This is a genomic window from Nostoc sp. FACHB-280, assembly GCF_014697615.1.
Classification (GTDB): domain Bacteria; phylum Cyanobacteriota; class Cyanobacteriia; order Cyanobacteriales; family Nostocaceae; genus Nostoc_B.
On record NZ_JACJSD010000025.1, the window covers coordinates 38622 to 62270 of the forward strand.

The 23649-nt window shown below is 42.0% G+C and carries 20 protein-coding genes; 6 read left to right on the top strand and 14 right to left on the bottom strand.

All coding sequences use genetic code 11. The features are described from left to right. Positions 1 to 399 precede the first annotated feature (399 nt). On the top strand, positions 400 to 2988 hold the full coding sequence (gyrA, locus tag H6G75_RS18580; protein WP_190981487.1) for a DNA gyrase subunit A: 2589 nt from the start codon (positions 400 to 402) through the stop codon (positions 2986 to 2988). Further along, positions 2985 to 4610 (top strand): apolipoprotein N-acyltransferase, encoded by a 1626-nt coding sequence (gene lnt / locus H6G75_RS18585; protein ID WP_190981488.1) that lies wholly within the window; start codon positions 2985 to 2987, stop codon positions 4608 to 4610. The genes gyrA and lnt overlap by 4 nt, the downstream gene beginning before the upstream one ends. Before the next feature lie 17 nt (positions 4611 to 4627). Here lnt and H6G75_RS18590 read toward each other — a convergent pair whose 3' ends face one another. The 4 genes from H6G75_RS18590 to H6G75_RS18605 form a co-directional block, all read right to left on the bottom strand. Then, the gene (locus H6G75_RS18590; protein ID WP_190981489.1) at positions 4628 to 5413 is read right to left on the bottom strand and encodes a hypothetical protein; all 786 of its coding nucleotides are present in this window, start codon (positions 5411 to 5413) and stop codon (positions 4628 to 4630) included. A 212-nt stretch (positions 5414 to 5625) separates the two neighbouring features. Beyond that, positions 5626 to 6816: an MFS transporter gene (locus H6G75_RS18595; RefSeq protein WP_190981490.1), complete on the bottom strand. Its 1191-nt coding sequence runs from the start codon at positions 6814 to 6816 to the stop codon at positions 5626 to 5628. A 198-nt stretch (positions 6817 to 7014) separates the two neighbouring features. Beyond that, on the bottom strand, positions 7015 to 7821 hold the full coding sequence (locus H6G75_RS18600; protein ID WP_190981491.1) for a carbonic anhydrase: 807 nt from the start codon (positions 7819 to 7821) through the stop codon (positions 7015 to 7017). A gap of 58 nt (positions 7822 to 7879) precedes the next feature. Further along, complete coding sequence (locus H6G75_RS18605; protein WP_190981492.1) at positions 7880 to 9391, bottom strand: FAD-dependent oxidoreductase; 1512 nt, start codon at positions 9389 to 9391, stop codon at positions 7880 to 7882. A gap of 102 nt (positions 9392 to 9493) precedes the next feature. On the opposite strand from H6G75_RS18605, the gene H6G75_RS18610 reads away from it, so the two are divergent. After that, the gene (locus H6G75_RS18610; protein WP_190981536.1) at positions 9494 to 10078 is read left to right on the top strand and encodes a YdeI family protein; all 585 of its coding nucleotides are present in this window, start codon (positions 9494 to 9496) and stop codon (positions 10076 to 10078) included. Position 10079: 1 nt separating this feature from the next. Here the strand turns inward: H6G75_RS18610 and H6G75_RS18615 are convergent, their stop codons facing one another. From H6G75_RS18615 to H6G75_RS18645, 7 genes are all read right to left on the bottom strand, one after another. Then, positions 10080 to 10847, bottom strand: coding sequence for an MBL fold metallo-hydrolase (locus H6G75_RS18615; protein WP_190981493.1), 768 nt, complete (start codon positions 10845 to 10847; stop codon positions 10080 to 10082). 3 nt (positions 10848 to 10850) lie between these two features. Then, positions 10851 to 11450, bottom strand: a complete 600-nt coding sequence (locus H6G75_RS18620) for a glutamine amidotransferase-related protein (protein WP_190981494.1) — start codon at positions 11448 to 11450, stop codon at positions 10851 to 10853. 106 nt (positions 11451 to 11556) lie between these two features. Beyond that, positions 11557 to 12009, bottom strand: coding sequence for a diacylglycerol kinase family protein (locus H6G75_RS18625; protein ID WP_190981495.1), 453 nt, complete (start codon positions 12007 to 12009; stop codon positions 11557 to 11559). A 139-nt stretch (positions 12010 to 12148) separates the two neighbouring features. After that, positions 12149 to 12658: an rRNA maturation RNase YbeY gene (gene ybeY / locus H6G75_RS18630; protein ID WP_190981496.1), complete on the bottom strand. Its 510-nt coding sequence runs from the start codon at positions 12656 to 12658 to the stop codon at positions 12149 to 12151. Positions 12659 to 12698: 40 nt separating this feature from the next. Beyond that, positions 12699 to 12854 (bottom strand): DUF3285 domain-containing protein, encoded by a 156-nt coding sequence (locus H6G75_RS18635; protein WP_083468722.1) that lies wholly within the window; start codon positions 12852 to 12854, stop codon positions 12699 to 12701. Between the two features lie 351 nt (positions 12855 to 13205). After that, positions 13206 to 14328, bottom strand: a protein-coding gene (prfB, locus tag H6G75_RS18640; protein WP_190981497.1) for a peptide chain release factor 2 whose coding sequence is annotated in 2 segments (ribosomal slippage) — positions 13206 to 14255 and positions 14257 to 14328 — 1122 coding nt in all. Because the reading frame shifts where the segments join, the coding sequence is not laid out codon by codon here. Between the two features lie 201 nt (positions 14329 to 14529). After that, a complete protein-coding gene (locus tag H6G75_RS18645) occupies positions 14530 to 15258 on the bottom strand; it encodes a Bax inhibitor-1 family protein (protein ID WP_190981498.1) in 729 nt (242 codons plus the stop codon). A 626-nt stretch (positions 15259 to 15884) separates the two neighbouring features. On the opposite strand from H6G75_RS18645, the gene H6G75_RS18650 reads away from it, so the two are divergent. After that, a complete protein-coding gene (locus H6G75_RS18650) occupies positions 15885 to 16670 on the top strand; it encodes an RNA polymerase sigma factor SigF (RefSeq protein WP_190594994.1) in 786 nt (261 codons plus the stop codon). 240 nt (positions 16671 to 16910) lie between these two features. On the opposite strand, the gene H6G75_RS18655 is transcribed toward H6G75_RS18650, so the two are convergent. The 3 genes from H6G75_RS18655 to H6G75_RS18665 form a co-directional block, all read right to left on the bottom strand. Further along, positions 16911 to 17492 (bottom strand): Uma2 family endonuclease, encoded by a 582-nt coding sequence (locus tag H6G75_RS18655; RefSeq protein ID WP_190981499.1) that lies wholly within the window; start codon positions 17490 to 17492, stop codon positions 16911 to 16913. 282 nt (positions 17493 to 17774) lie between these two features. After that, a complete protein-coding gene (gene bchD / locus H6G75_RS18660; protein ID WP_190981500.1) occupies positions 17775 to 19811 on the bottom strand; it encodes a magnesium chelatase ATPase subunit D in 2037 nt (678 codons plus the stop codon). Between the two features lie 113 nt (positions 19812 to 19924). After that, entirely contained in the window at positions 19925 to 20602 is a 678-nt protein-coding gene (locus H6G75_RS18665; RefSeq protein ID WP_190981501.1) for an SDR family oxidoreductase, read from the bottom strand. 353 nt (positions 20603 to 20955) lie between these two features. On the opposite strand from H6G75_RS18665, the gene H6G75_RS18670 reads away from it, so the two are divergent. Together H6G75_RS18670 and H6G75_RS18675 are read left to right on the top strand one after the other, a co-directional pair. After that, positions 20956 to 21294, top strand: coding sequence for a hypothetical protein (locus H6G75_RS18670; RefSeq protein WP_190981502.1), 339 nt, complete (start codon positions 20956 to 20958; stop codon positions 21292 to 21294). A gap of 509 nt (positions 21295 to 21803) precedes the next feature. Further along, entirely contained in the window at positions 21804 to 23606 is a 1803-nt protein-coding gene (locus tag H6G75_RS18675) for a WD40 repeat domain-containing protein (protein WP_190981503.1), read from the top strand. Positions 23607 to 23649 lie beyond the last annotated feature (43 nt).

Genomic DNA, 23649 nt, shown 5'->3' on the forward strand with positions numbered 1-23649 from the left:
GCATTCCTAAATGAATTACCAATATCTCTCCCTTGCCCTTGTCTGTGTTGTTCACGTATCAAACTAGGATTGCTATAGCTTGAATCGTTAACTGACGGTCATTATTAACCTCTTGTTAATTGAAGTTGGTTATAAATAGTATTTAGGCAAATTAACTTTATTTTTGGGAAAATTTGGATAATTCTTTTATTTAACTCAACCTTGCTTAGTTAATCTTGATTCTGCACATTCGCAACAGCTATGAAACGAGACGCTTGATGATAACTCTGCGGGCGAAAAAAAACAATACGTGCTAGAATTGTATCAAAATATGTCAATTATTCAAGAGTAATTTGGAATAATTTTACGCTTTGCCAACTGTAAAGGCTAAAATCTACGATTTTTGGAGTTTTTTCGGTTATGACAACCTCACAGGAGAGGATTATCCCAACGGATCTGCGGAACGAAATGTCCCGGTCTTATCTGGAATACGCCATGAGTGTGATAGTAGGTCGGGCGCTACCAGATGCCAGGGATGGTCTGAAACCTGTGCATCGCCGTATTCTTTACGCTATGCACGAGTTAGGTTTAACGCACGATCGCCCGTTTAGAAAGTGCGCTCGTGTGGTCGGGGAAGTGTTGGGTAAATATCACCCCCACGGCGACACAGCAGTATATGATGCCTTGGTGCGGATGGCGCAGGATTTTTCCATGCGATCGCCCTTAATCAACGGACATGGTAACTTTGGTTCGGTAGATAACGATCCCCCAGCCGCAATGCGATACACAGAATGTCGCTTGCAAGCTTTAACCAGCGCCGCCTTACTCCAAGACATTGAATCAGAAACCGTAGACTTTGCGGATAACTTCGACGGTTCCCAACAAGAACCCACAGTTCTCCCATCCCGCATTCCCCAACTGCTACTCAATGGTTCTTCGGGAATTGCTGTGGGGATGGCGACGAATATTCCGCCCCACAACTTAGGCGAACTGATTGACGGATTGGTGGCGTTGATTCACAATCCCGAAATTACCGACCTCCAGTTGATGCAATATATCCACGGCCCAGATTTTCCCACTGGGGCGCAGATTCTCGGCACGTCGGCAATTAAAGAAGCTTATACCACTGGGCGCGGTTCCATCACCATGCGTGGTGTTGCCAATATCGAAACCATCGAACAGCGTGGTCGTCCCGAACGAGAAGCAATTATCGTTACCGAACTGCCTTATCAAACCAATAAAGCAGCATTAATTGAGAAAATCGCCGAATTGGTAAATGATAAGCGCATAGAAGGCATTGCAGATATCCGGGACGAAAGTGATCGCGACGGGATGCGGATTGTCATCGAACTCAAGCGCGATGCTTATCCTCGCGTGGTGTTGAACAACCTTTACAAGCAAACCCCACTACAAGCCAACTTTGGCGCAAATATGCTGGCGTTGGTGAACGGGGAACCGCAAATTCTCACCCTTAAGCAGTTTTTAGAAGTCTTCCTCGATTTCCGCATCGAAGCCATCACCAGACGCACCCAATATGAACTGCGAAAAGCTGAAGAACGCGACCATATTTTGCAAGGGTTATTGATTGCCTTATCTCATTTAGATGCAATTATTAACTTAATTCGTCATGCGCCGGATGCACCGACAGCCAAAGGTGAGTTAATTACAACCTACGGACTTTCGGAAGTCCAAGCCGACGCAATTTTACAAATGCAGTTACGGCGATTAACAGCCCTAGAAGCCGATAAAATTCGCCTAGAACACGAAGATTTGCAAAGACAAATTGCCGACTTACAAGATATTTTGGCGCGGCGAGAAAGAATCTTAGAAATTATAGAAACCGAAATTTCTCAAATTAAAACCAACTTCGCCACACCCCGACGCACAGTCATTACCCACGCCGAAGGCGAAATTGATGAACGTGACTTAATTGCTAATGAAAAGGCAATTATTCTGTTAACAGAACAAGGTTATATCAAACGGATGCCTGTGAATACCTTTGAAGCGCAAAGCCGCGCCACCAGAGGGAAAGCCGCCGCCAAGGTCAAAGATGATGATACTGTAGAGCATTTCTTAACTTGCTGCGATCACGATAGTGTTTTATTCTTTAGCGATCGCGGTGTAGTTTACTGTCTCAAAGCGTATCAAATTCCTGTGGGTTCGCGTACCAGTCGCGGTACACCCATCGTCCAGATGTTACCTATTCCCAAAGAAGAGAAAATTACCTCCATTGTCCCCGTTGACGAATTCAGCGATGACGAATATTTAGTCATGCTAACCAAAGGTGGGAACATCAAGAAAACCGCATTAGCCGCCTTTAGTAATATTCGCGCCAATGGTTTAATTGCTATTTCCTTAGAAGAAGGGGATCAACTGCGGTGGGTACGTCGCGCCAGAGTTGAAGATAGCATCATCATTGGTTCGCGTCTGGGGATGGCCATTCACTTTAGATGTACCCACGAACAACTGCGTCCTTTAGGGAGGGCGACACGCGGGGTAAAATCGATGAAACTCAAAACCGGCGATGAACTTGTGGGGATGGATATTATTCCCGCCGCTATTTTAGACACACTCGACACGGGAACAGAAGAGTCAGACATCGAAGAAATCGAAACCGAAGAAGTCGAAATTCTCGAAGAAACCGCAGAAGTACCAGCCAACGGTAGTGTCGGCCCTTGGGTACTGGTAATTACAATGGGCGGCTATGGGAAACGTGTTCCTGTGGGACAATTCCGCTTGCAAAACCGCGCAGGTCAAGGTTTAATGGCGACTAAATTCAAAAACCGCAAAACCAAAGACCAACTAGCCACCTTGCAAATCGTCAACAACGACGATGAAATCATGATGGTCACAAATCGCGGTATTATTATCCGGCAGGCTACCAATGCGATTTCTATTCAATCGCGATCGGCAACTGGTGTGAGAGTGCAACGCTTGGATGAAGATGATGCCATTACCGGAGTTGCGATCGTACCGCCGGATACGGGTGATACAGAAGAAGCGGAATGAACGCAAAAGTAAAAAGTAAAAAGGAAAAAGGAAAAGGCGATCATTCATTTTTAACTTTTGCCTTTTACCTTTTGCTTTCTCTGATTAGTGGCGTTTTGATGGGGCTAACCGTTGCGCCTGTGGGTGCGTGGTTTTTGGCTTGGATAGCCTTAGCCCCACTTTGGGTAATAGTTGTTCAAAAAAGTAACTCTTATTTAGAAGCTAAAAAGCCAAAACCCTGGCTTCTACCTTTTACCTTTTACCTTTTACCCTTACTCTGGGGTATCGGTTATCACAGCGTCGCCCTATTCTGGATTACTGGTATACACCCAATGGATTGGTTGGGGGTACCTTGGTGGCCGAGTTTAGCTATCACCGTGTTTTGCTGGGGATTTATTAGCCTGTGGGGAGGGCTATTTGTAACTATTTGGGGTGCGGTGATGGCACACCTGAATCAGTCAAAACCTTGGTTGCGTGTTTTAATTGGTACAGCCTTATGGTGCGGCTTAGAAAGTTTGTGGAGTTCCGGTTCCCTGTGGTGGAGTTCTCTAGCTTACACCCAATCACCGCATAACTTGGTAATTTTACACCTCGGTCAACTCTCTGGCCCTAATACTGTAACAGCTGCGATCGCCTCAATCAATGGCCTCATCGCCGAAGCCTATCTACTATCCTCCGCGAACTCTGCGCCTTGGCGGTTCGTAAATAAATATTTAACTTCAGCCACAGCATTATTCATCACCCTACACCTGCTTGGCTTTTACCTATACAGCCAACCCATCGCCCAACCACCAGAAGCAGCCTTAAAAATTGGCATCATTCAAGGTAACATCCCCAACAAAATCAAAGTCAAACCTGAAGGTTATCGCCGCGCCATTACAGGCTATACAAATGGCTATGTAACTCTTGCCGCACAAGGTGTAAATGCAGTCCTCACACCAGAAGGTGCGTTACCTATCTTTGAACGCAATTTTGGAGATACCCCCTTAATTTCCGCAGTGCAAGCAAAAGGTGTAGTAATTTGGGTTGGTGCATTTGGGGAAAAAGGACGCAGTTATACAAACAGTTTATTTACAGTTAATAGCAAAGGTGAAACCACCAGCCGCTACGATAAATCTAAACTAGTACCATTGGGCGAATTTATACCCTTTGAAGAAATTTTGGGTAAATTAATTAGTCGCTTGTCACCTCTAGATGAACATCAAGTTCATGGTGCAGCCAACCAGATATTTGATACACCTTTTGGTAGGGCGATAGTTGGTATTTGCTACGAATCTGCATTTCCTGAAATATTTCGCCGTCAAGCTGCGGCGGGTGGACAATTTATTCTCAGTTCTTCTAATGATGCCCATTACAGTGCAGCTATGCCATTCCAGCATCATGCTCAAGATATCATGAGAGCAATTGAAAGCGATCGGTGGTCAGCACGAGCAACAAATACAGGCTATTCAGCTTTTGTCGATCCCCACGGTAGAACATTGTGGATATCTGGCTATAACATCTATGAAACTCACGCAGAGACTATATATCGCCGCCAAACGCAGACTTTATACGTGCGTTGGGGTGATTGGTTAACAGCGTTGTTGTTGGTTTTAGGTGTGGTGGCTTGGTTTGTGGGAAGAATTCAGAGACGATACAGTTAATTATGTGAATCTGTCCTCTAAATATTAATGATTTTCCGAATATTATCATCAATATTCATGTAATGTTCTATACTAGAACCACTATGTAAAAACAAACTTTCTCCTGATTTAAGTACAAGACTAAGTTTGTAGGTTATTTTGCCAGTTTTCTTGTCTTCCCATCTATTACTTTCTTCTATACGAACATCCGAAATATTCATATTGCGCTCAACTTGAAACCTTTTTCCCCTAATCCCTCGTTTTTTTATATAGAAATTACCACTCTTTTTATCAAAGCTACAGATAGTATCATCAGCCCTGAGTAAAGCTATACTACAACTTTCTAAAATTCCTCCAATTATATACATTAATACGAAATTATCGCTAACACTCCTAATTCGTAAATTAGGTTGTGTCTTATTTTTAAGAAATTCATTAATTTGGTTAACTATACTCTCAAGATATTGTCTTTTGCTATTTTCAATAAAATAAATATTTTTCTGCTTTGTCAGAATATAAACTTTATAAATAGTGTGTTTCTTTCTTTTTTTATCATAAGTTACACGAGTATCTAATCTTGCTCCTTTTAATTTATTTATCAATATAACTGTTGGAGTTTTTTTTCCCCATCTATGGATTTCTTGAATTTTACAGCTACCTTCATTTGTACTTGTTCTATCACAATTAAAAAGATGTATTGTTTTGCCTGCAAATAATAAAGGTATCAGAATTCCTATAGGTGCAATGAGACTGCCAAGAATCCACGATCCTAATGCTCGACTATGAAGTGTAAGTTTATTTGAGTTTTGTTCTATAATTTTCATTACATTGCTACCTTAACAGTAATTTATTTATGTTGTAGCAAGTGTATTTTATGACAAACAACTGTAGATATACTTAGTGAACTTTTGCTATTGATTAGGTTATTTTCCCTTGAAATAATTAAAGCAGAAAAACATGTGCAACAAGCAGAATAACGCGCTCAAATATTAGCAGAAAGATTAATAAACCTGGGTGTAGACCCAGATTCTGTGATTTAAACTGGTTTATCTGTTAACTCTGGTTGGGATTTATTCGCTTGCAATTGTACCCAAGCAAAGAAGGGAATTGCGAGTAGTTGAGTAGCAGTCGAAAAGATGATTAATAAGGTGATGGAGCGATCGTATAAAATACCCATTAAAGTGCTGCCTAAAAACCAAGCAAAACCATAGCCTGTGCTGAAGATACCATAAGCTGTGGCGCGTTTGTTTTTGGGGACTAGTCCTGCGATCGCAGCTTTTAAAATCGACTCTTGCGCCCCCATCCCAATACCCCAAAATGCTATGCCTAACAACGCCATCTGGGTATTGCCTAAAAATACCAATGGTGCGAAAAAGGATGAAATAAAAGCCGCAACCATCAAAATCGAAATACCTGCGCGGTCAAATAAATAGCCAAATATCAGTGCAGCTACGGCATCAACTCCCATTGCTAAGGCATAAAATAACGGGATTGTTTGCCCAGAAGCAATATCTCCTTTTTGGAAATGAAAAGCAATTAACGGAAAATCTGCATAACCAGCCGCAATAATCGCCACCGCACCCAGATAAATCCAAAATACTCGCGGAATGCCGTCTTCTTGACTTATTTCATCTTCAATTTCCAAATCACTGGGGTTGGGATACAAAAATTGCAAAACCAGTAACACAATCAATCCCAACACCGCAGGTACAATCAAAATCGTGAAGCCGTTGCGATACTCTCCTTGGAAATATACCATTGCTGCTACTGCTAAAGGCCCCATCACAGCACCGGTTTGATCCATTGCTTCATGCAAACCAAAGCCAAAACCTCTGCCAATTTGACTCACACCATGAGACAGGAGTGCATCTCGCGGGGGAGTCCGCACGGCTTTACCTGTGCGTTCTGCCATCATCAAACCTGCTGCTACTTCCCATCTGCCTGCAAAAGCCAAGAGTGGGACAACGGCAGTATTCAAAATAAATCCTAAAGTTGTAATTCCCCAATACTTGCGCGTCTGATCGCTGAGATAACCAATCACGAGGCGCAAGCCATATCCAATTAATTCACCAAAACCCGCTACTAGGCCTACCACAGTGCCGCTTGCACCTAAAACCTGTAAATAAGCCCCTGTAATGCTACGTGCGCCTTCATAAGTAGCATCAGCACAAAGGCTAACAAAACCCAGTAAAACGACAAACTTCAAAGCGGCTGATTTCTGAGGCATATTCTTTGATCAATACAATTGCTTCGTCTTAGAATTCTGTCTGCACTCTGCGCCTGAAACCGGAAAAAACTACCCTTTTCCTTACCAATAGCTGTTTGTAGCAGTGAGAAAGACAGAAATTCGGTTATATCATAGAGTTCTTCAATTCTTGACGAAGTCCGCGCTAAACATTAGGCAGAAAATCAGCACAGATGCCTACTACGTTTGATCAGCATTGACGCTCTCAAAAACTATGCGCTGGTTTAATGGCTGAATTGGGCGTGCATTATGGGGAAATAGCTGGGCAAATTTAGCTATCTGTTCACTCGATACCTCAACGGGAGTTTCCATGATGTACCATGTCACATTTTCGGAACAGGGTGGAGTGGTGAGAGAACCAGAATAAGTGAGAAATCTGCGTTCTGTTGGTAAAAGTTCAGCAGCGTTGATGATGGTATCTGTTAGCTGATTTTCTTTTCCTTTGGTTTGGGGTATGCTGTCCCAAATTGTTTGCAGATTGGGGTGAAACTCTCCTGCTTTTAAGAATACGCCAACTACTGCCAAGTTACCTGCTTGACTGCGGTGAACGAAATGCAGTTCCATAGCATATTCTTCGCCGTTGAGGTGGTGTTCGCTGGGGTGGTGGAAATGGAATTGGAGTAACTGATAAACTTGGCGATCGCTTTCTATATAACTTCCTGGTTGATAATTAATTTGAATTGTTTTACCGTTATTAATTAAATTTAAGGGCGTTGGCTGATATTTAACTATTAATAAATCTTGATTATTTTGCTCAAGACTTTTGATACTATCAAATTGTAAATTAATTGGTGTTTGTCTTTTACCTGTATAACAAAGTTCAAAATCTGCTGAAAGCTTACCCCAATATTCTGGCCCTTGTTTGCCAATATATCCCCAATTTGTTACGGCTGTTGCTGGGGAAGTTACACAACTAGAAACAGAAGTTCCCACAGCAGTCATACCCATTAATTGTAGTAGTCGCCGTCTGTTTAAAATCTTGCTCATACTAATTTTTGGATGTGGGATTAACAGCGTTAATAAATTTTTGGTACTTAGTCAATTGCTAGGGTAGCCAGAAATTAGGCAAGATAGACTTACTTAAATTACGTACAATTTCGTTAAGCGATCGCCCAATTTTAATATGTACTTCATCTTCATGTACAGATAAAATCTCAGCAGGTTGACCCTCCCCTAAATAAGACATCACAAAATTCGCTGCTTCTAAACCTGTTACATAAGCTTTTTCTTGCGACCATGAACCGTGACGGTTAATAATCCAATCACCACTCATAAATACATTGGCAAAACTTGTCCTAGCTGGCAACATATAACGATAACTACCTGGTGCAAAGTGCGTGACCGCATTTGGTAAGCGAATTACACTGCTATCAATTACTTTCGCTTGTTTGAATCCAGGTACACAAGTTGCTAAATAATTCTGCACAATTGGAATTATTTCTTCATCACTCAAATGAAGGAACTGATTAGCATGATAAAAATCTGCTTCAATTACCGTTCCTGGTTCATCATGATATTCATCATGTAAAGCGTTCAAATCAAAAAATGTCCATCCGGTAGTTGCATCAAACCCAAAGCAAGCATTAGAAGGACGAGGAATATCAATTTTCCGGTCAAACCACAACCGCGTTGCTAAAACATCAATTGCACCTAAATTATTTAGATTCCGAAATTCTTCTCGGTTTTGCAAACTAGGACTAGAAGAAACAATTTTCTTCATTCCAGTTACCCCAACCGCAAAAATTACAGCATCAGCGTTAAATACTTGATCACCACAAACTACACCCGTAGCGCGATTTTGATCATCAATAATTAAGTCAGTTACACGATGTTTTGCTAATACTTTACCGCCAGCTTTTTCAATTTTTTCTACCCAAGGACGGAAGATTTTTTCGCCTACAGTTCCGCGACACCAAACCACATCAAAATTCGGCTGATGCGCCAAAATAAAATAATAAAGCATTCCTAATGTGGCAGCAGCAGAACATTGTTCACCAGGGGCAAATAAGCCAACCAATAACATCGGCTCAAAGGCATCACGATAAAGTCTAGCAGATACACCAAAATCTTTGAACAATTCCCGCGCGGTAACAGAATCATAACGCCGCCAAGCTGCATCGGAATTATCAAAATCAACCACAGCATACAGTAAAGGTAAGGCGCTGAGACGGTCAATTAATGGCAATCGCTGAAAGTGCGTGTAGAGAAATGTGCCAAGAGGTGCTGGTAGTTGCGGTAATTCTTGAAAAATGGGTGATTCTACTTCTAAGCCGGCGGGTGAATATTGAGCAGAACGAGTCCAGGTAGTGAAGGGGTTAATATCTAATTCGTTAATTAGGGAAAAAATATTTCTGTAAGGATACCAAAAACCATGAATCCCAGCTTCTACAGATTTCCCCCCAGGAGTTTTCCAACCTGCAACAAGTCCGCCAGGATAGGGGCCTGCTTCCAGAAGTGTCACATTATATCCTTGCTTGGCTAAATGATAGGTTGCGCCTAGACCAGCCCAACCCGCACCCACGACTACTACATTTTTTTGTTGTGACGCTTCTACCATTTTGCTCTCCAATTGTTGCAGCCCATCAATTAATGTATACGAACTTGCGTTCAGAGGGAGAGGGAAGAGAAGATTAATTCAGCTAATCACCGATTTTTGATGATGCCAAAATTTGAGGAACAATTAGAATTTATTTATGCCAGTGATCGCAACCAATGGCGGGAGTGGTTAGCCAAAAATCATCTCACTTCCCCTGGTATCTGGTTGATTTACTACAAAGTCAAAAGTGGTCAACCCAGCGTCAGATATAGTGAAGCAGTTCAAGAAGCTTTATGTTTTGGGTGGATTGACAGCAAAGTTAAATCTTTAGATGCAAACCGCTATCAGCAAATTTTTACACCACGCAAACCCAAAAGTGTGTGGTCAAAATTAAATAAGCAATATATTGAAGAGTTAATTGCAGCAGGTTTAATGACGGAATTTGGTCTGGCTAAAATTGCTGATGCGAAAAAAGATGGCTCATGGACTTCCTTAGATGCGATCGAAGCATTAATCATTCCTCCAGATTTGCAAAAAGCTTTAGCAGCCAACTCTTGGGCTAACCTCAATTTTGCCGCCTTTAGTAATTCCACCAAGAAAAACATTCTTTTTTGGATTGAAAATGCCAAACGTCCAGAAACTAGGTTAAAGAGAATTGAGCAAACCGTAACTTCAGCCGCGCAAAACAGAAATCCATTGAGCCGTTAGTTTAAAATTTATAGCTTAAAACTTGAATCACCTTATCTTCTGGTAACTTGCCAGGAGTGATGGTAATGGTGTCACTGTTGCTACGGCGGACGGTGATCCCTTGCACCAAATTGAGAAACTCATCCAATGGTGAAATTTCACAAGCATTTGCATCAGCAGCTTGGGTGCGGTAGTGAGTCGGAATGATCAGTTTGGGATTTAACACCTCAATTGCTTGTTTAGCTTCCTCGGCGTTATAAGCTTTAGCACTACCGCCTACGGGGACAAACACCACATCAGGACGACCCATGAGAATTTTTTGTTCAAGGGTAATGGGTGCAGCAATTCCGCCTAGATGTAAGATATTAATTCCTGCTTGTTGCCAACTCCAGGCGGTATTTTTGCCGAATTGTCTTCCACCTTTGCGATCGTGATCTGTGGAAATTCCTTGAAATTTTATCCCCTGAAACTCATAAACGCCAGCTTCGTATACTAGTTTGGGATTTCCTGGTAAATCTTCTACTGCACCTTCGTCTAATAATTGACTGCTAATCAAGACCAAATTTGCACTGACTTTTGGCGCACGATAACCAGCAGTACAACCAACTGTGCGGAAGGGATTAGCGAGAATTTTAACTCCGCCACCAGAAATTAGAAAGCAAGTATGACCCAACCACTGAACTGATAAACCGCCAGACTGTGCGTCAGCTTCAGAGTGAGAACCTAAAGTAGAAACTAAAGCTGTGACTAACCCCGCCCCAGCATAGCCCATCAATTGTCGTCGTTTCATTAATCACTCTCTCGTCGGTAATTGTTCCAGAAAGTTTCGCAATAACTGTTTTCCTGAAGAAGTTAGCACACTTTCTGGGTGAAACTGGACTCCTTGGATGTGAGGATAGTTCCGATGGCGCACTCCCATAATTGTGCCATCTTCAACCCAAGCCGTGATTTCTAACACTTCGGGGCAAGTTTCGCGGTCAATCACCAAACTATGATATCTGGTGGCGGTCATCGGATTTTCTATTCCTTGAAAAACTCCCACATCAGTGTGCGTTACTTGGGAAGTTTTGCCGTGCATTAACTCTGGAGCAGAGACGATATTACCACCAAATACTTGACCAATGCTTTGATGCCCCAAGCACACACCTAAAATTGGCAAGCTTGGGCCGAGTTTTTCAATCAAATCCAGCGATATACCCGCATCTTCTGGACGACCAGGCCCAGGTGAAATTACTACAAGGTCGGGTTGTAAATCTTGGATTTCTGCGATGGTAATTTTATCGTTGCGAAAAACTTGAATGTCTGATGCTACAGGAAACTCTGCTGCTAGTTCTCCTAAGTACTGCACCAAATTGTATGTAAAACTGTCGTAATTATCTATGACTACAATCACGGCCTAGACTCCTGGTGATCATTACCAGATTCTAGCCGTCAGCGTCAGTAATTATGACATTCAAGGTTGAGAAATTTTTATGGATAAGTTTGACTAATGCCTAAATTTAAAACTTAGACATAATTAATATGAATAATGGCGGTAGCAATAAGGTACAACCGACCAAAATAGAAACTAAAGCAGAAACAAGCACTGCACCCGCCGCACAGTCTTTTGCAACTTTGGCTAATTCGTGGTAGGTCTGCTTCACTGTTAAATCTACCAAAGATTCGATCGCAGTGTTGAGTAGTTCGAGTGCGAGAACTAAGCCGCTAGTAATGCCAATGATGGCGATTTCTACAGGTGACAAATGTAAAAATATGCTTAATGCGATCGCCAAAGCACAAAAACTGACATGAATCCGAAAATTGCGTTGAGTCTGAAAACTGTAAGTAATACCAGCCCAAGCATACTTAAAGCTCACAAATAAATTAGCAGCAACTTGCCACGAGAATTCCCTTTCCTTAGTGATCAGTGATGATAACTTGTTTGGCGGTGGAGGAGAAACTTGTTGGGACATAAGCTAAAAAATAGAACAATATGTTGAGGTCTACTGGGAATTTTTGCTGATTGTACTCATCCAATCAACTTCTCGGCAATTTTCTACACGAGTATTATAAAAGGATGCCTAAAAATTAACACTGACAGACATAAAAACTTTAATATTCTATGTCAATATCAATACCAACTGTCTCCAGTATTATTACCTGCTGCTTTAGCATTTTCATTAAACTCTCATCATCAGGATGATCCCAGCCCAAAAGGTGTAAAAGCCCATGAGCAGCTAACCAAGCTAACTCAGTTTTTAAACTATGTTCTTGTTCTTGGGCTTGGCGTTGGGCGGTAGTTACCGAAATCACAATATCACCTAAATACACAGGTTCATCCTCCATTTCCGCATAGTCTGGAAAATCCGTTTCTAATGCAGCGAAGGCTAACACATCTGTAGGCTTATCTTGATGTCGGTATTGAGCATTTAATGATTGAATTTCTGCGTCGTCTGTTAAACGCAGCCCTATTTCATAGCTGGGCGCTGGCGGTAAATCAGATTGAAGATTTTCTAACCAGCGATGAAACCAGTTCTCCCAAGTTTCCGCCTCAACATTGACAGCTAATTCCGGGGAAGACTCAGAAAAAATATCTTGTAAATTTAGTTCAACTTGTACCAAGTACAAACACTCCTCAGCAATGCAGGATTTTACTTGGTCTTTAACGGGTGAGGTAGGCAAGACCAATTAAAACAGCTAATAGCCCCACAGTCGATAACAAAAAATGTTTTATGGAAGTGCCACCCTTGCGTACCATATTCCGCATGGCAAGTTTGACGTAGCTTGGTTGGGGTTCCGTTGAGGGAGAGTCACTCATAATAATTTCGTAACCAACTCTTTTATATATAAATGTAACAGTTTCTTTAGAACACTAGCCCCAGCGAATGGAATTCGTGGCTATACAAACAAAGTCCGCACTTCGACAAGCTCAGTGACCACCTGCGCGGACTAATTTCAGTTGGATAAGGTCAGGACTTACGAAAAAGTATAAAGAAACGAACCGCAAAGGACGCATAGACGCGATAGCGGCTTCCCGAAGGGTAGGACACAAAGTTATAAGAGTTGGAGAGAGTTTTTGCGTAAGTCCTAAAGGTGTAAAAGTGTGAATGAGCAAAATCATTACACCCTTACACCCCTGCACCCTTTCACCCTTACCCCCAACACTTCATTAACCAGAATTACTATCTACTAACTGATTTTCTTGCCGCAGGTAGGCTTGGATGAACATATCGAGGTCGCCGTTCATCACATCAGCGATCGCAGTTGTTTCGGAATTGGTACGCAAATCCTTTACCATCTGGTAAGGATGAAATACGTAGTTCCGAATTTGATTACCCCAGGAAGCTTCCACCATATCACCGCGAATTTGGGCAATTTCTTGCGCCTTTTGTTCACGGGCGATAACTAGCAGTTTGGCTTTGAGACGAGCGAGGGCTTTTTCTTTATTTTGCAGCTGCGATCGCTCTTCTGTACAGCGTACAGCCAGACCTGTCGGTAAATGCACAATTCGGACTGCCGTTTCTACTTTGTTAACGTTCTGTCCACCTTTACCGCCAGCCCTGGATGTGGTAACTTCCAAATCCTTCTCTGGAATATCCAACTGCACAGAATTATCTATTTGGGGCATCACTTCCACCCCAGCAAAACTAGTTTGCCGTTTGCCATTGGCATTAAAAGGTGAAATCCGCACTAAGCGATGTGTGCCTGTCTCTGACCGCAGATAGCCATAGGCATAACGCCCAGTAATTTCGAGGGTTGCTGATTTGATCCCAGCTTCATCACCCTCAGATTCTTCACTGAGTGCTACTTTATAACCATGTGCTTCTGCCCAACGGGTATACATCCGCAGTAGCATAAATGCCCAATCTTGAGCATCTGTACCCCCCGCACCAGCGTTAATTGTCAACACTGCCCCTTCCGCATCGTAGGGGCCAGAGAGTAGCTGTTGTAGCTCCCACTGGTCGAGGTCACGGTTGAGCTTAGTGATAGTAGATTCCGCTTCTTGCAGTAGAGATTCGTCAGTTTCTAACTCCAACAGTTCTACTACTGCTTTAGTATCTTCTAAACTGGCTCGCCACTGGTTGTAAGTATCCAAGTGAGATTTGAGTTCGTTAAGTTCTTGCAGGGTTTTTTGGGCTTCGGTTTGATTTTCCCAAAATTCTGGCTGTGCTGATATTTGTTCTAAGTCGTGAATTTTTGCTGTCAGTGCAGGTACGTCAAAGATAGTCCTGGGTTTTACCCAGGCGGCTAGACAACGTTTCGATTTCGCGTTTGAGTTCTAAGACTTCCATAGTGCTTGCTAATTTAGAGCTACTTGGATAGATTTCCTAAGTTTGCTCTTTAGATTTTATTTGTTTTTTTGATTTTAGCGACAGTTGAGTCAATTCTTTTTGCTATGACCAAATATTTATATTGCATAGCAATGAAAAAACCGTGGCTAGTAATTTTGCACCACGGTTAAAAATTTCTTAAATTTTTCTATTTATCGTTACTTAATCGCGGCCATTGAGGGCAATCAGCAACCGTAAGATAAAGACAAACAGGTTGATGTAAGTCAAATACATCGACAAAGCCGCAGGTAAGTATTGGTCGTTACGGTAAGTACGGGGCAGGATGTAGAAGTCTACGACGGATACGCCCACAAACAAAAATACGCCTAAACCAGAAATGCCGATTTCTAGCCAAGTTGGGGTATAAACACCAAACAAAGCAAAGAGAAATTGGACTGCACAAACAACCACCAAAGCGATAACACCGAGACTGATGGTTTTTGTCAAAGCCATTCCGTCTTGTTCAGACAAATTTGAACCAACTTGACGGGCAACAATAAAAGTGACACCACAACCAAGGGCGGCTAAACCGATGCCTTGAATACCGACACCTTGGGTTCTTAAAGCGACAAATACTAAACCACTGAGAGTATAACCAGACAAAAGGCTATAGGTTGCCAATAAAGGCAGGGCAATAGCTTTTTTGCCTTTTTCAGCAACGTTTTGGGCAACAAAGAACAGAATGAATTCTAAAATTACCGCACCAATAAAGGTAGGGAAGAAAATTTCAGGGTTGGTACGGATAATACCTAAACCACCGTAGGTTCCCAAGGCAGTGAGAACAAGACCACCACCAACGTAAGGTAAGGCATTAGCGATGACATTGGGGCCGATGAGGGCTTGGGTTCTAGCGTCTCGGATAGCTTCACGAAAGTTACTTGTATTGCTCATACTTGAGTTTTTCGCGCAAAAAAGTTCTGTATATTCCTATTCTTACCAAGATTTCCATTTATCAGCCAGGGTATTTTGTGTTAAACCTTAGCCTGCATCATTGTTGCAGAATAATTCAGCCGTTAAAATTCAGAATCCGGAAGCAATTGTTGATGACACTCAGTTTTACAAACTTATCTGTGGTTGACTTTGAGGAATTTCATTAGTTTTTGTAATCAACAATTTGTGAGATAAATATTAATTTTAATATTTTGCCATATTTTTATTTTTTGAGAGAATATAAGTTAAATCAAGAATTTCAACTTTTGATTTTTTGTATGTTGCTGACAGGGGACTCAATATTTTTGGATAAGTCCAGCATGGAACTACAAAAATATCTAGGTTTGCTACAAAAAATAAATATTAATTAACTCAGCAAGTTCATAGATAAAACGCTAATTACCTGCAACAACTGAGTCGGTGAAATCATGCGTAAAAACACTGAATGCCAGAGATAGAGCGGAATTAAGTTCAGTGGAACGACGATGGTTTAATCAGCGTGGTCTAAGGAAAATAATTACAGCTTTGAAGAACTATATACGCAACTCCGTTTTTCTAGGAAAAGGAGTTAATACAAAGGATTTGATATGGCAGCAATTGAGTCTTCTATGCGAATTGATGGGATAGAGTTATTACACTTATACCACCAGAACCCCTCGATTAAACTTCGTAATCAACTTGTACAGTTACATACTGGCTTAGTGCGGAAGATGGCTCATAAATTTAGCCATCAATGTAATGAACCTTATGAAGATTTAGAACAAATCGGTTATTTTGGTTTAATTAGAGCAATTGAGCGTTTTGATCCCAGTCAAGGATATGCGTTTAGTTCCTTTGCTGTGCCATATATTCGTGGTGAGATGCTGCATTTCTTGCGCGATCGCAGTACACTGTTAAAAATTCCTCGTCGTTGGCAAGAACTATACAATGAAGGACAAAAAATTCGCAAAGAATTAGCATTATCTTTAGGTCGTCCTCCCAAAGACTCAGAAATTGCTAAGATACTCAAGGTTTCTGTACAAGAATGGCAAGAAACAAAGTTAGCTGCCCAAAATCGGATGCCTTTGAGTTTGGATGCGACAGCAGTTCACTATGTTGATTGTCAAATTACTTTAGGTGAAGCACTACCTTGTCCTCGTTCTGCGGTGATGCAGCAACAAGAAGAAGAACGCCAACAACTCCAAGGGGCAATTAATATGCTAGAAGACAAGCCCCGGATGGCAGTAGAAATGGTCTTCTTAAAAGAACTTTCACGCAAAGATGCCGCTAAAAACATTGGTACTAGCCCAATGACCGTGACACGGTATTTGCAAAAAGGCATTAATGATTTGATTAATTATTTGCAGCCTCAAGCTGTGGCTTCAGGGTCTTGATATTTGCTACTACCAAATTTCTGACAGGAAAACTCCACAATTCCAATCGCTTCTAACTAATAAACTAAGTTCTGGATTTAAGTACTTAGACAAGATTAATTAATAAAATTGTTTTCCTGTTGAATATTCTCTGCCTCAACACATAAATTTAATCTTGCCCAACCACTTATTACTTTAAATGTTTAGTATTGGTCTTCATGGGCATGTAATTCAGGGTGCCATCTCCAAACAGAATTTCATCTATTCAAATATTAAGCCTACACGTTGAAAAATAACGTTAGGGCTAATTTCTAACTCAGGTAATAAGTCATCAGTAATTACTTGATGATGGCGATACGTGATAGGTAAGGAAGCTGGGACAAATACAGTGATAGTTCTGGCTTGTGTATCGACTACCCAAACACGCAAAACACCTGCATTGAGATAATCTGTGGCTTTTTCAGCCATTTCTCCAAAAGTTTGTCCGGGTGAGATAATTTCAATCACTAATTCGGGTGCAACCGGACAAGCTTCATCTTGCAACCAATCAGCAGCAAGGCGGTTGTAAGAAATATATGTCAAATCAGGTATCGGTATCCAATCTTGCTGATTTTGGGTTAATTTGACTGCCCATTTACTTAAAACCTGTCCTTTTGTTACTGCCCATTCAGACAATAATATTAATAAAGCACCAGTAGTCGAAGCTTGGAAGAACTTAGGTGACATTTCATCGTCTTTATATTTAGGAACAGCTTCACCGTCAACAAACTCGTATGTAATATCACCTTCAGGAAGTGCGAGAAACTCTTCCACAGTTAGGCTTTGATTAGAAGACTGAAGCATAGATTTAAAAAGTGCTGAGTTAAATGGCTGCGGTGTATACACAAATCTGGGTTGAGTGCATCTATCCCGCCTCGGAATTAATTCCGAGTCTTACAGCACAAGTCCTCTGAAAAGGACTCAACTAGAAATTTATTCCAGTCCACTTGAGTGGACTTTGGCTATGAGCCTGGAACTAAAGTTCCAGGCGGGATAGGCTTTAATACTACAAATTTTTGACTTGTATGTACACGGCAGGTTAGATGGGGAATGAGCAATGACTATTGACCATTGATCATTGACTAACTACCGTGATTTTAGATCAGCGATCGCACCTCTGGTCATGGCGGCAATGGCTTTATCTGTAGCTTTCGGTAAATGATAATATTTACCTCCGGCTGTTTGGGCTAGTTCTTTGGCAAAACCAGTGGAAACAAATTTACTTTCCGTATCAATTACCAATAGTTGCATTCCCAAAGCCCGAAATCTGCCAGCAATTTCTAATAACTCGCCTTTGATATCCGGTTTTTCTCCTGGTTCCTGGGGTTCGCCTAAAGAACGCCCTAACGGAATATTACCCCGGCCATCAGTGATGGCTACCACTACAACTTGCCCAATATCGCCACTCATCTGGGCGTTCAAACCAACACGTACAGCTTGGGTCAAACCATGCGCCAAGGGTGAACCGCCACCACAAGGTAATCTTTCCAGACGATTTTTTGCTAAAGCGATAGAACGTGTTGGGGGTAATAACACTTCCGCCTGCTCTCCCCGGAAGGGAATCAAGGCTACTTGGTCGCGGTTTTGGTAAGCCTCTGTTAACAGTTGCATAACTGCACCTTTGGCAGACTGCATCCGATTCAAAGCCATTGAGCCAGAAGCATCTACTACGAATACTACCAATGCGCCGGCTTTACGAACCAAGCGTTTTGAGCGAATATCACCTTGCTCAACAATTACTTTTCTGTTTGGCTGTCGCTCACGCCGCGCTTTTTGGTAAGGTGCAGCAGCTCGCAGGGTAGCATCTACGGCGATGCGCCGGACTTTGCCCTTGGGTAACATCGGCTTGACATAACGTCCCCGGTCTTCGGAGAAAATTAAACTACGACTCCCTGATTTACCTTGACGCTGGGACATTTGGGCAAAATACAGCACGCTGTCATCTAGAATTACACCTTCTGGGTCGAAGATAAATTCTTCGGGGATGCTTGGTGGTTCTTGGTTTTCTGGTTCTTCTGGTTGGTCTTCTTCTTTCTCTTCCTCTTCCTCTTGTTGGTCTTGTTCTGACTCGTCTTGGTTTTGTGGTGGTGGGGGAGGAGGTGGGGGTGGTTGATCGGGCGGTGGTGTTTGGACTACAGTTGCTCTTGGTACAATTACTAACTCGACAGCGCGACGTAAATCTTCGGCGTTAACTGTGGTGCGCCCTTCTAAGGCGGCGGCGGCTTTGGCAACGCGCACAGCAAATAACTCGGCGCGGTGTCCTTGAACACCACCACGAATAGCTTCATTTACTAAGTAAGCAATTTGGTCATGGGTGATGGTAACTTCCTTTAACCATTCCCGCGCTAAGATAATTTGGGTTTTCAGTCCGTCGATGTCTTCGCTGTACTGCTGGAGGAATTCTTGGGGAGATTTGGAAAAAGAGATCGCTTGTTCAACTGCTTCTACTCGTTGATCTAAACCAAGTACACCATCAGCCGAGAGGGCGATCGCAATTCTATCAAGTAAATGTTCTCGCAGTGCGCCTTCTTCGGGGTTATATGTAGCAATAAATAAAGCTTTGCAAGGATGCTGAAAACTTATCCCTTCGCGCTCGATTTGGTTGCGACCTTCAGATAATACTGTTAAAAGTTGATTGGAAATTTGGTCATCTAATAAATTGATTTCGTCTACATACAGTACACCCCGGTTAGCAGTGGCGAGTAATCCAGGCTGAAAAACTGTATCTCCTTGCTTCACCGACTGTTCTACATCTACAGAACCTAAAAGTCTGTCTTCTGTGACACCGAGGGGAATTTGGACGAAAGGCGCAGGAATGATTTGTGTAGGGACATCCTGAATATCTTTCTCGGCGTATTCAGCTAATAGTAAATCGTCCCATTCATCGGGGCGGGTGGGATCGCAGTTGCTAATGGAATCGGGAACAACTTCAATTGGCGGGAGTAGGGCGTGAATCGCACGCGCCATTACAGATTTTGCCGTACCGCGACGACCTGCGATCGCCACTCCTCCCAAACCCGGATCGACTGCTGCTAACAGCAAGGCTAATTTTATCGCTTCTTGACCGACTACGGCAGTCAAGGGAAAAGAGGCGATCGTTGGGGTGATTGTAGGCACAGGCATTGTTTACAAAAATGATATGAAGGCAGGAGGCGAGACTTGAGCAATTATTTCTGCTGTGCTTCACTGGTCTCGGTTTTTAGCATATCAATTTCTGGCGCTATCTTGCCTACTCGCTAATCTAAACTAAATGGGGCAAATTCTATTTGTCCGAACAGCATATTTTTGTCTACTGCTGACAAAATTTTATTATTGGTGCGATTGTTATTCAAGCAACGACATACCAATTGCGCCACATCCGCACGATGGATACTGCCAACAATACGTGTGTCCTCAGTTAAAATGCCATTACCTGTGGCTGGTTCTGTTTTCAGTCCACCAGGGCGAATAATAGTATATGTGAGTCCACTGGCAATTAAATATTGTTCGGCTTTGTCTTTTTCGACTAAAACTGATTGCAGCGCCGCCAATGCTTGCGGAGATAATGCACCAACACTATTACCAGTCCCGATGGAAGTTACTAAAATAAATTTTTGGACTCCGGCTTTGATTGCTACATCAATGAGATTTTTATTCGCCGTGTAATCTGGTTTTTCTGTATCTGTCGGTAAACCGCCAATAGTACTAATAACAGCATGAATTGGTTCATTGGTGAGCATAGCTGCTTCCACATCACCAACATTCATCGCATCACCCAAAACAGTCTTCACACCCGTTGCTTGTAATTCAGCCGCAGCCGTTTCAGTTCTCAACAGTGCTTTAACTTTGAGTTGTTGTGCTGTTAAACAGTTGGCAATTTCTCTGCCAACACCACGACTTGCCCCAGCCAGGAAAATGTATGATTCACTTGTCATAACGAATTGCTGAACTACTAATTACTTATGCTCCAGGGATTGTATCAAATTATGAAGAGTGCTGAGTTGAAAGTGCTGAGTGCTGAGTAAGGTGAACATTCTTGCGGCTGAGATGAAAACGAAACTCAGTATCTATAGCAATACTCGATAAGTTACAAACATCTCCTCCTTGTCTACCCCGTCTTCCTTGTCTCCCTTGTCTCTTAGGACTGCTATATCTTCATTGTGTTGGATTTCGCGTTATTTTTAATACTTAAAATCCAGTAGAGTATTTTTGCTTAATCCCATCGTAGGAGGTATTTTTGCTGGCGATCGTGCGAATCTAGCAAGTAAGTCTATATAAAGGAAGACAGATGACCAAGAAATCTCAAGATATCAGAGTAGAATCTACCACGAGAATTTGGGGAATCACAGTGGGTATTTTAGCAGTTTGTATTCCGCTTTCTGCTGTGACGAGAAGTGGAGCTTTGCTACCTTTAGCTGCTCTTGGTGGTGCTACAGCCGGAACGATCGCTATTTGGCGGACTGATGAGAAAAAATCGCCTGCTGGTGCTTTACAACCACAGCAATTAGAACTATTAGAGCAAAGAATAGCCAATTTAGAAACAATAGTCAGTCATGAAGAATTTGATTTACAGATGAAAATTAAACAGCTAGAAACCAGCGATCGCAATCATCATTCTGTTTCCTAAATTCCTATTACCCTAAGCTTTTTGCAGCTTATTAGTATACACAATTGTGGAAAATATTTCTGCCACTTTGAGAGCATAATCTCCTTAATTTAGCAAAAATAGCTATCATCAACTAAAATTCCCAAAACTCTGCCAATAACCTGCGAGTTCTGCTTAAATCATACTAGTCTTGGTTAAGATTACTGTTTCTAGAAAACAGTATCTTCTTCTCTAGTTCCGATAGAATTATTGGACATCATAGAACTCTATCTAACTCATACCCAATACCGATTTGAGATTTTAAGAGCAAGTTTTGACTAAAAGTCTTTTTGCAAAATCTCAAAGAAGCTTGCTGATCCCAAGGTGGTATCAATTAGATCATTATGCTGAGATTTGAGTGATCTTTACACACTGAACTTTACAGATACATCTCCATAAATGTGTTCTGTTAGACTGCGAAGATTACCGAATTTTTATTTTACTAGAAGTTATAAACTTGAGTAATTACGTTGGTATAGCTTACCGTAGGTATGCAACATTGTATCGTTGGAATGCAGATGGATTGGATTAGCTTACTTCAAGCCCAGCAAGCTGATTTCCTTCAACGTATTAAAAAACCTAAAACTTACGACCTATCTTTACTGGACAGTCAAGTTAAAGGTTGTCACAGCGAAATTATGGCGTTTTGGGGTGATTCATTGGCAAAAATCCAAGAATTATCGCGCCAACAAGCCGAAATTCTCGCCAAAAATCCGCCGCCCATACCGCCAGAATATCCCGAACCGCCTGATTGGGTAATTCCTTATCCCAGACACTTTCAACAACAAGCACAAGATTATCTTTTACGCGAGCAAATTGTTGAACAAGTGATGGCGGAACGGCTGGGTAAGATAGTGAAAAAGTTGCCCCAAGACACTATTCAAAATATGGTGTTAGATGACGAAGGCAATTTACGCGGCGAAAGTAAATTTACATACTGCCTAGCTGATAGTCCAAAACACAGCGTGTTAGTTTATGCTGCTGATGGCGAAAGTTTTAACGGTATCAAGAAAGATAAAATTAGGTGGACAGTTACTCAAGATGAGTTACGCCAGCACCAAGTTTTAATTTTCTTGTGTCTGTTTTATCCTTCTAATGGCAAATTAGGCTATGAAAAACACGCTGTAATTGCTGGATTTTTGCCGAGTAATCAACTGGAGTTCTCAGAAACTAAATCTTATGTGACTCCCAGTAGCCTGTTATATGCAGGAGGATTAAGTTGGTATTTAGAGTCACTCACAGCGAAAAAGACTACTAAAAAAGATATATTACCAACAGTTGAAGAGCAAGCGATCGCCGAAAGCATTCAAATTGTCTCATCAGATCATCCCCAAAAAGAAATCATTGGTGATTGGGAATTTTGGCAAACATTAAAAGGTCATACTAGAGGTATTTATTGCCTTGATTTTGCTTCCCGTTGTCACAATGGCAATGTCACCCCGATTTTAGCTAGTGGGAGTCGCGGCGAAACCAAACTTTGGGACTTAAGCAAAGGGGAATTAATTGATACATTATCCGAAGCGCCTTGGATAGCATCAGGGTTGGTGGATGATGTGAACTCTATATCTTTCAGCCCCGATGGCCATACATTAGTCAGTGTTGGTGCAGATTCGACAGTGAAAATTTGGCACGTCGGCGCACCAGAATTGATTGATATCCTGCACAAACATAATGGTGTAGTGCGCTGTACTGCTTTTACCCCAGATGGGCGGATGGTAGCCACAGGTGGCGATGATCGAAAAGTTCTGTTTTGGGATTTAATGCAGCGTCAGGTAGCGATCGCTCTATCTTTAGATGATACAGCCGCCCATGCCCTGGCCTTGAGTCCCGACGGCAAAACCTTGGTGACTGGTAGTTACCGCAAAATCAAAGTCTGGAAAACAGCCCAACTTTCAGAATGTAGCACCCTGCAAGAAATCGAACCACTGCACAGCTTAACTGGACATTCTCACATTGTGCGTTCCCTAACTATTAGTATTGATGGGCAGTGGTTAATTAGTGGTAGCTGGGATCATACAATTAAAATCTGGCATTTAGAGACAGGGAGATTAATTCGCACCCTCAAAGGTCATACTGATCGAGTATATGCGATCGCTCTCAGTCCAGATGAGCAAATTATCGCCAGTGGTAGTGCAGATAAAACCATTAAACTCTGGCATTTCAACACCGGAGAATTGCTAGGCACATTTACCGGACATAGCAATATAGTCACATCCCTAGCCTTCACAACTTCTGGTGATATGTTAGTCAGTGCCAGCTTAGATAAAACCATTAAAATCTGGCAGCGTAGTTAATAATTACAATGGATTTTATCGCTATCACTCCAGCTAATTTATT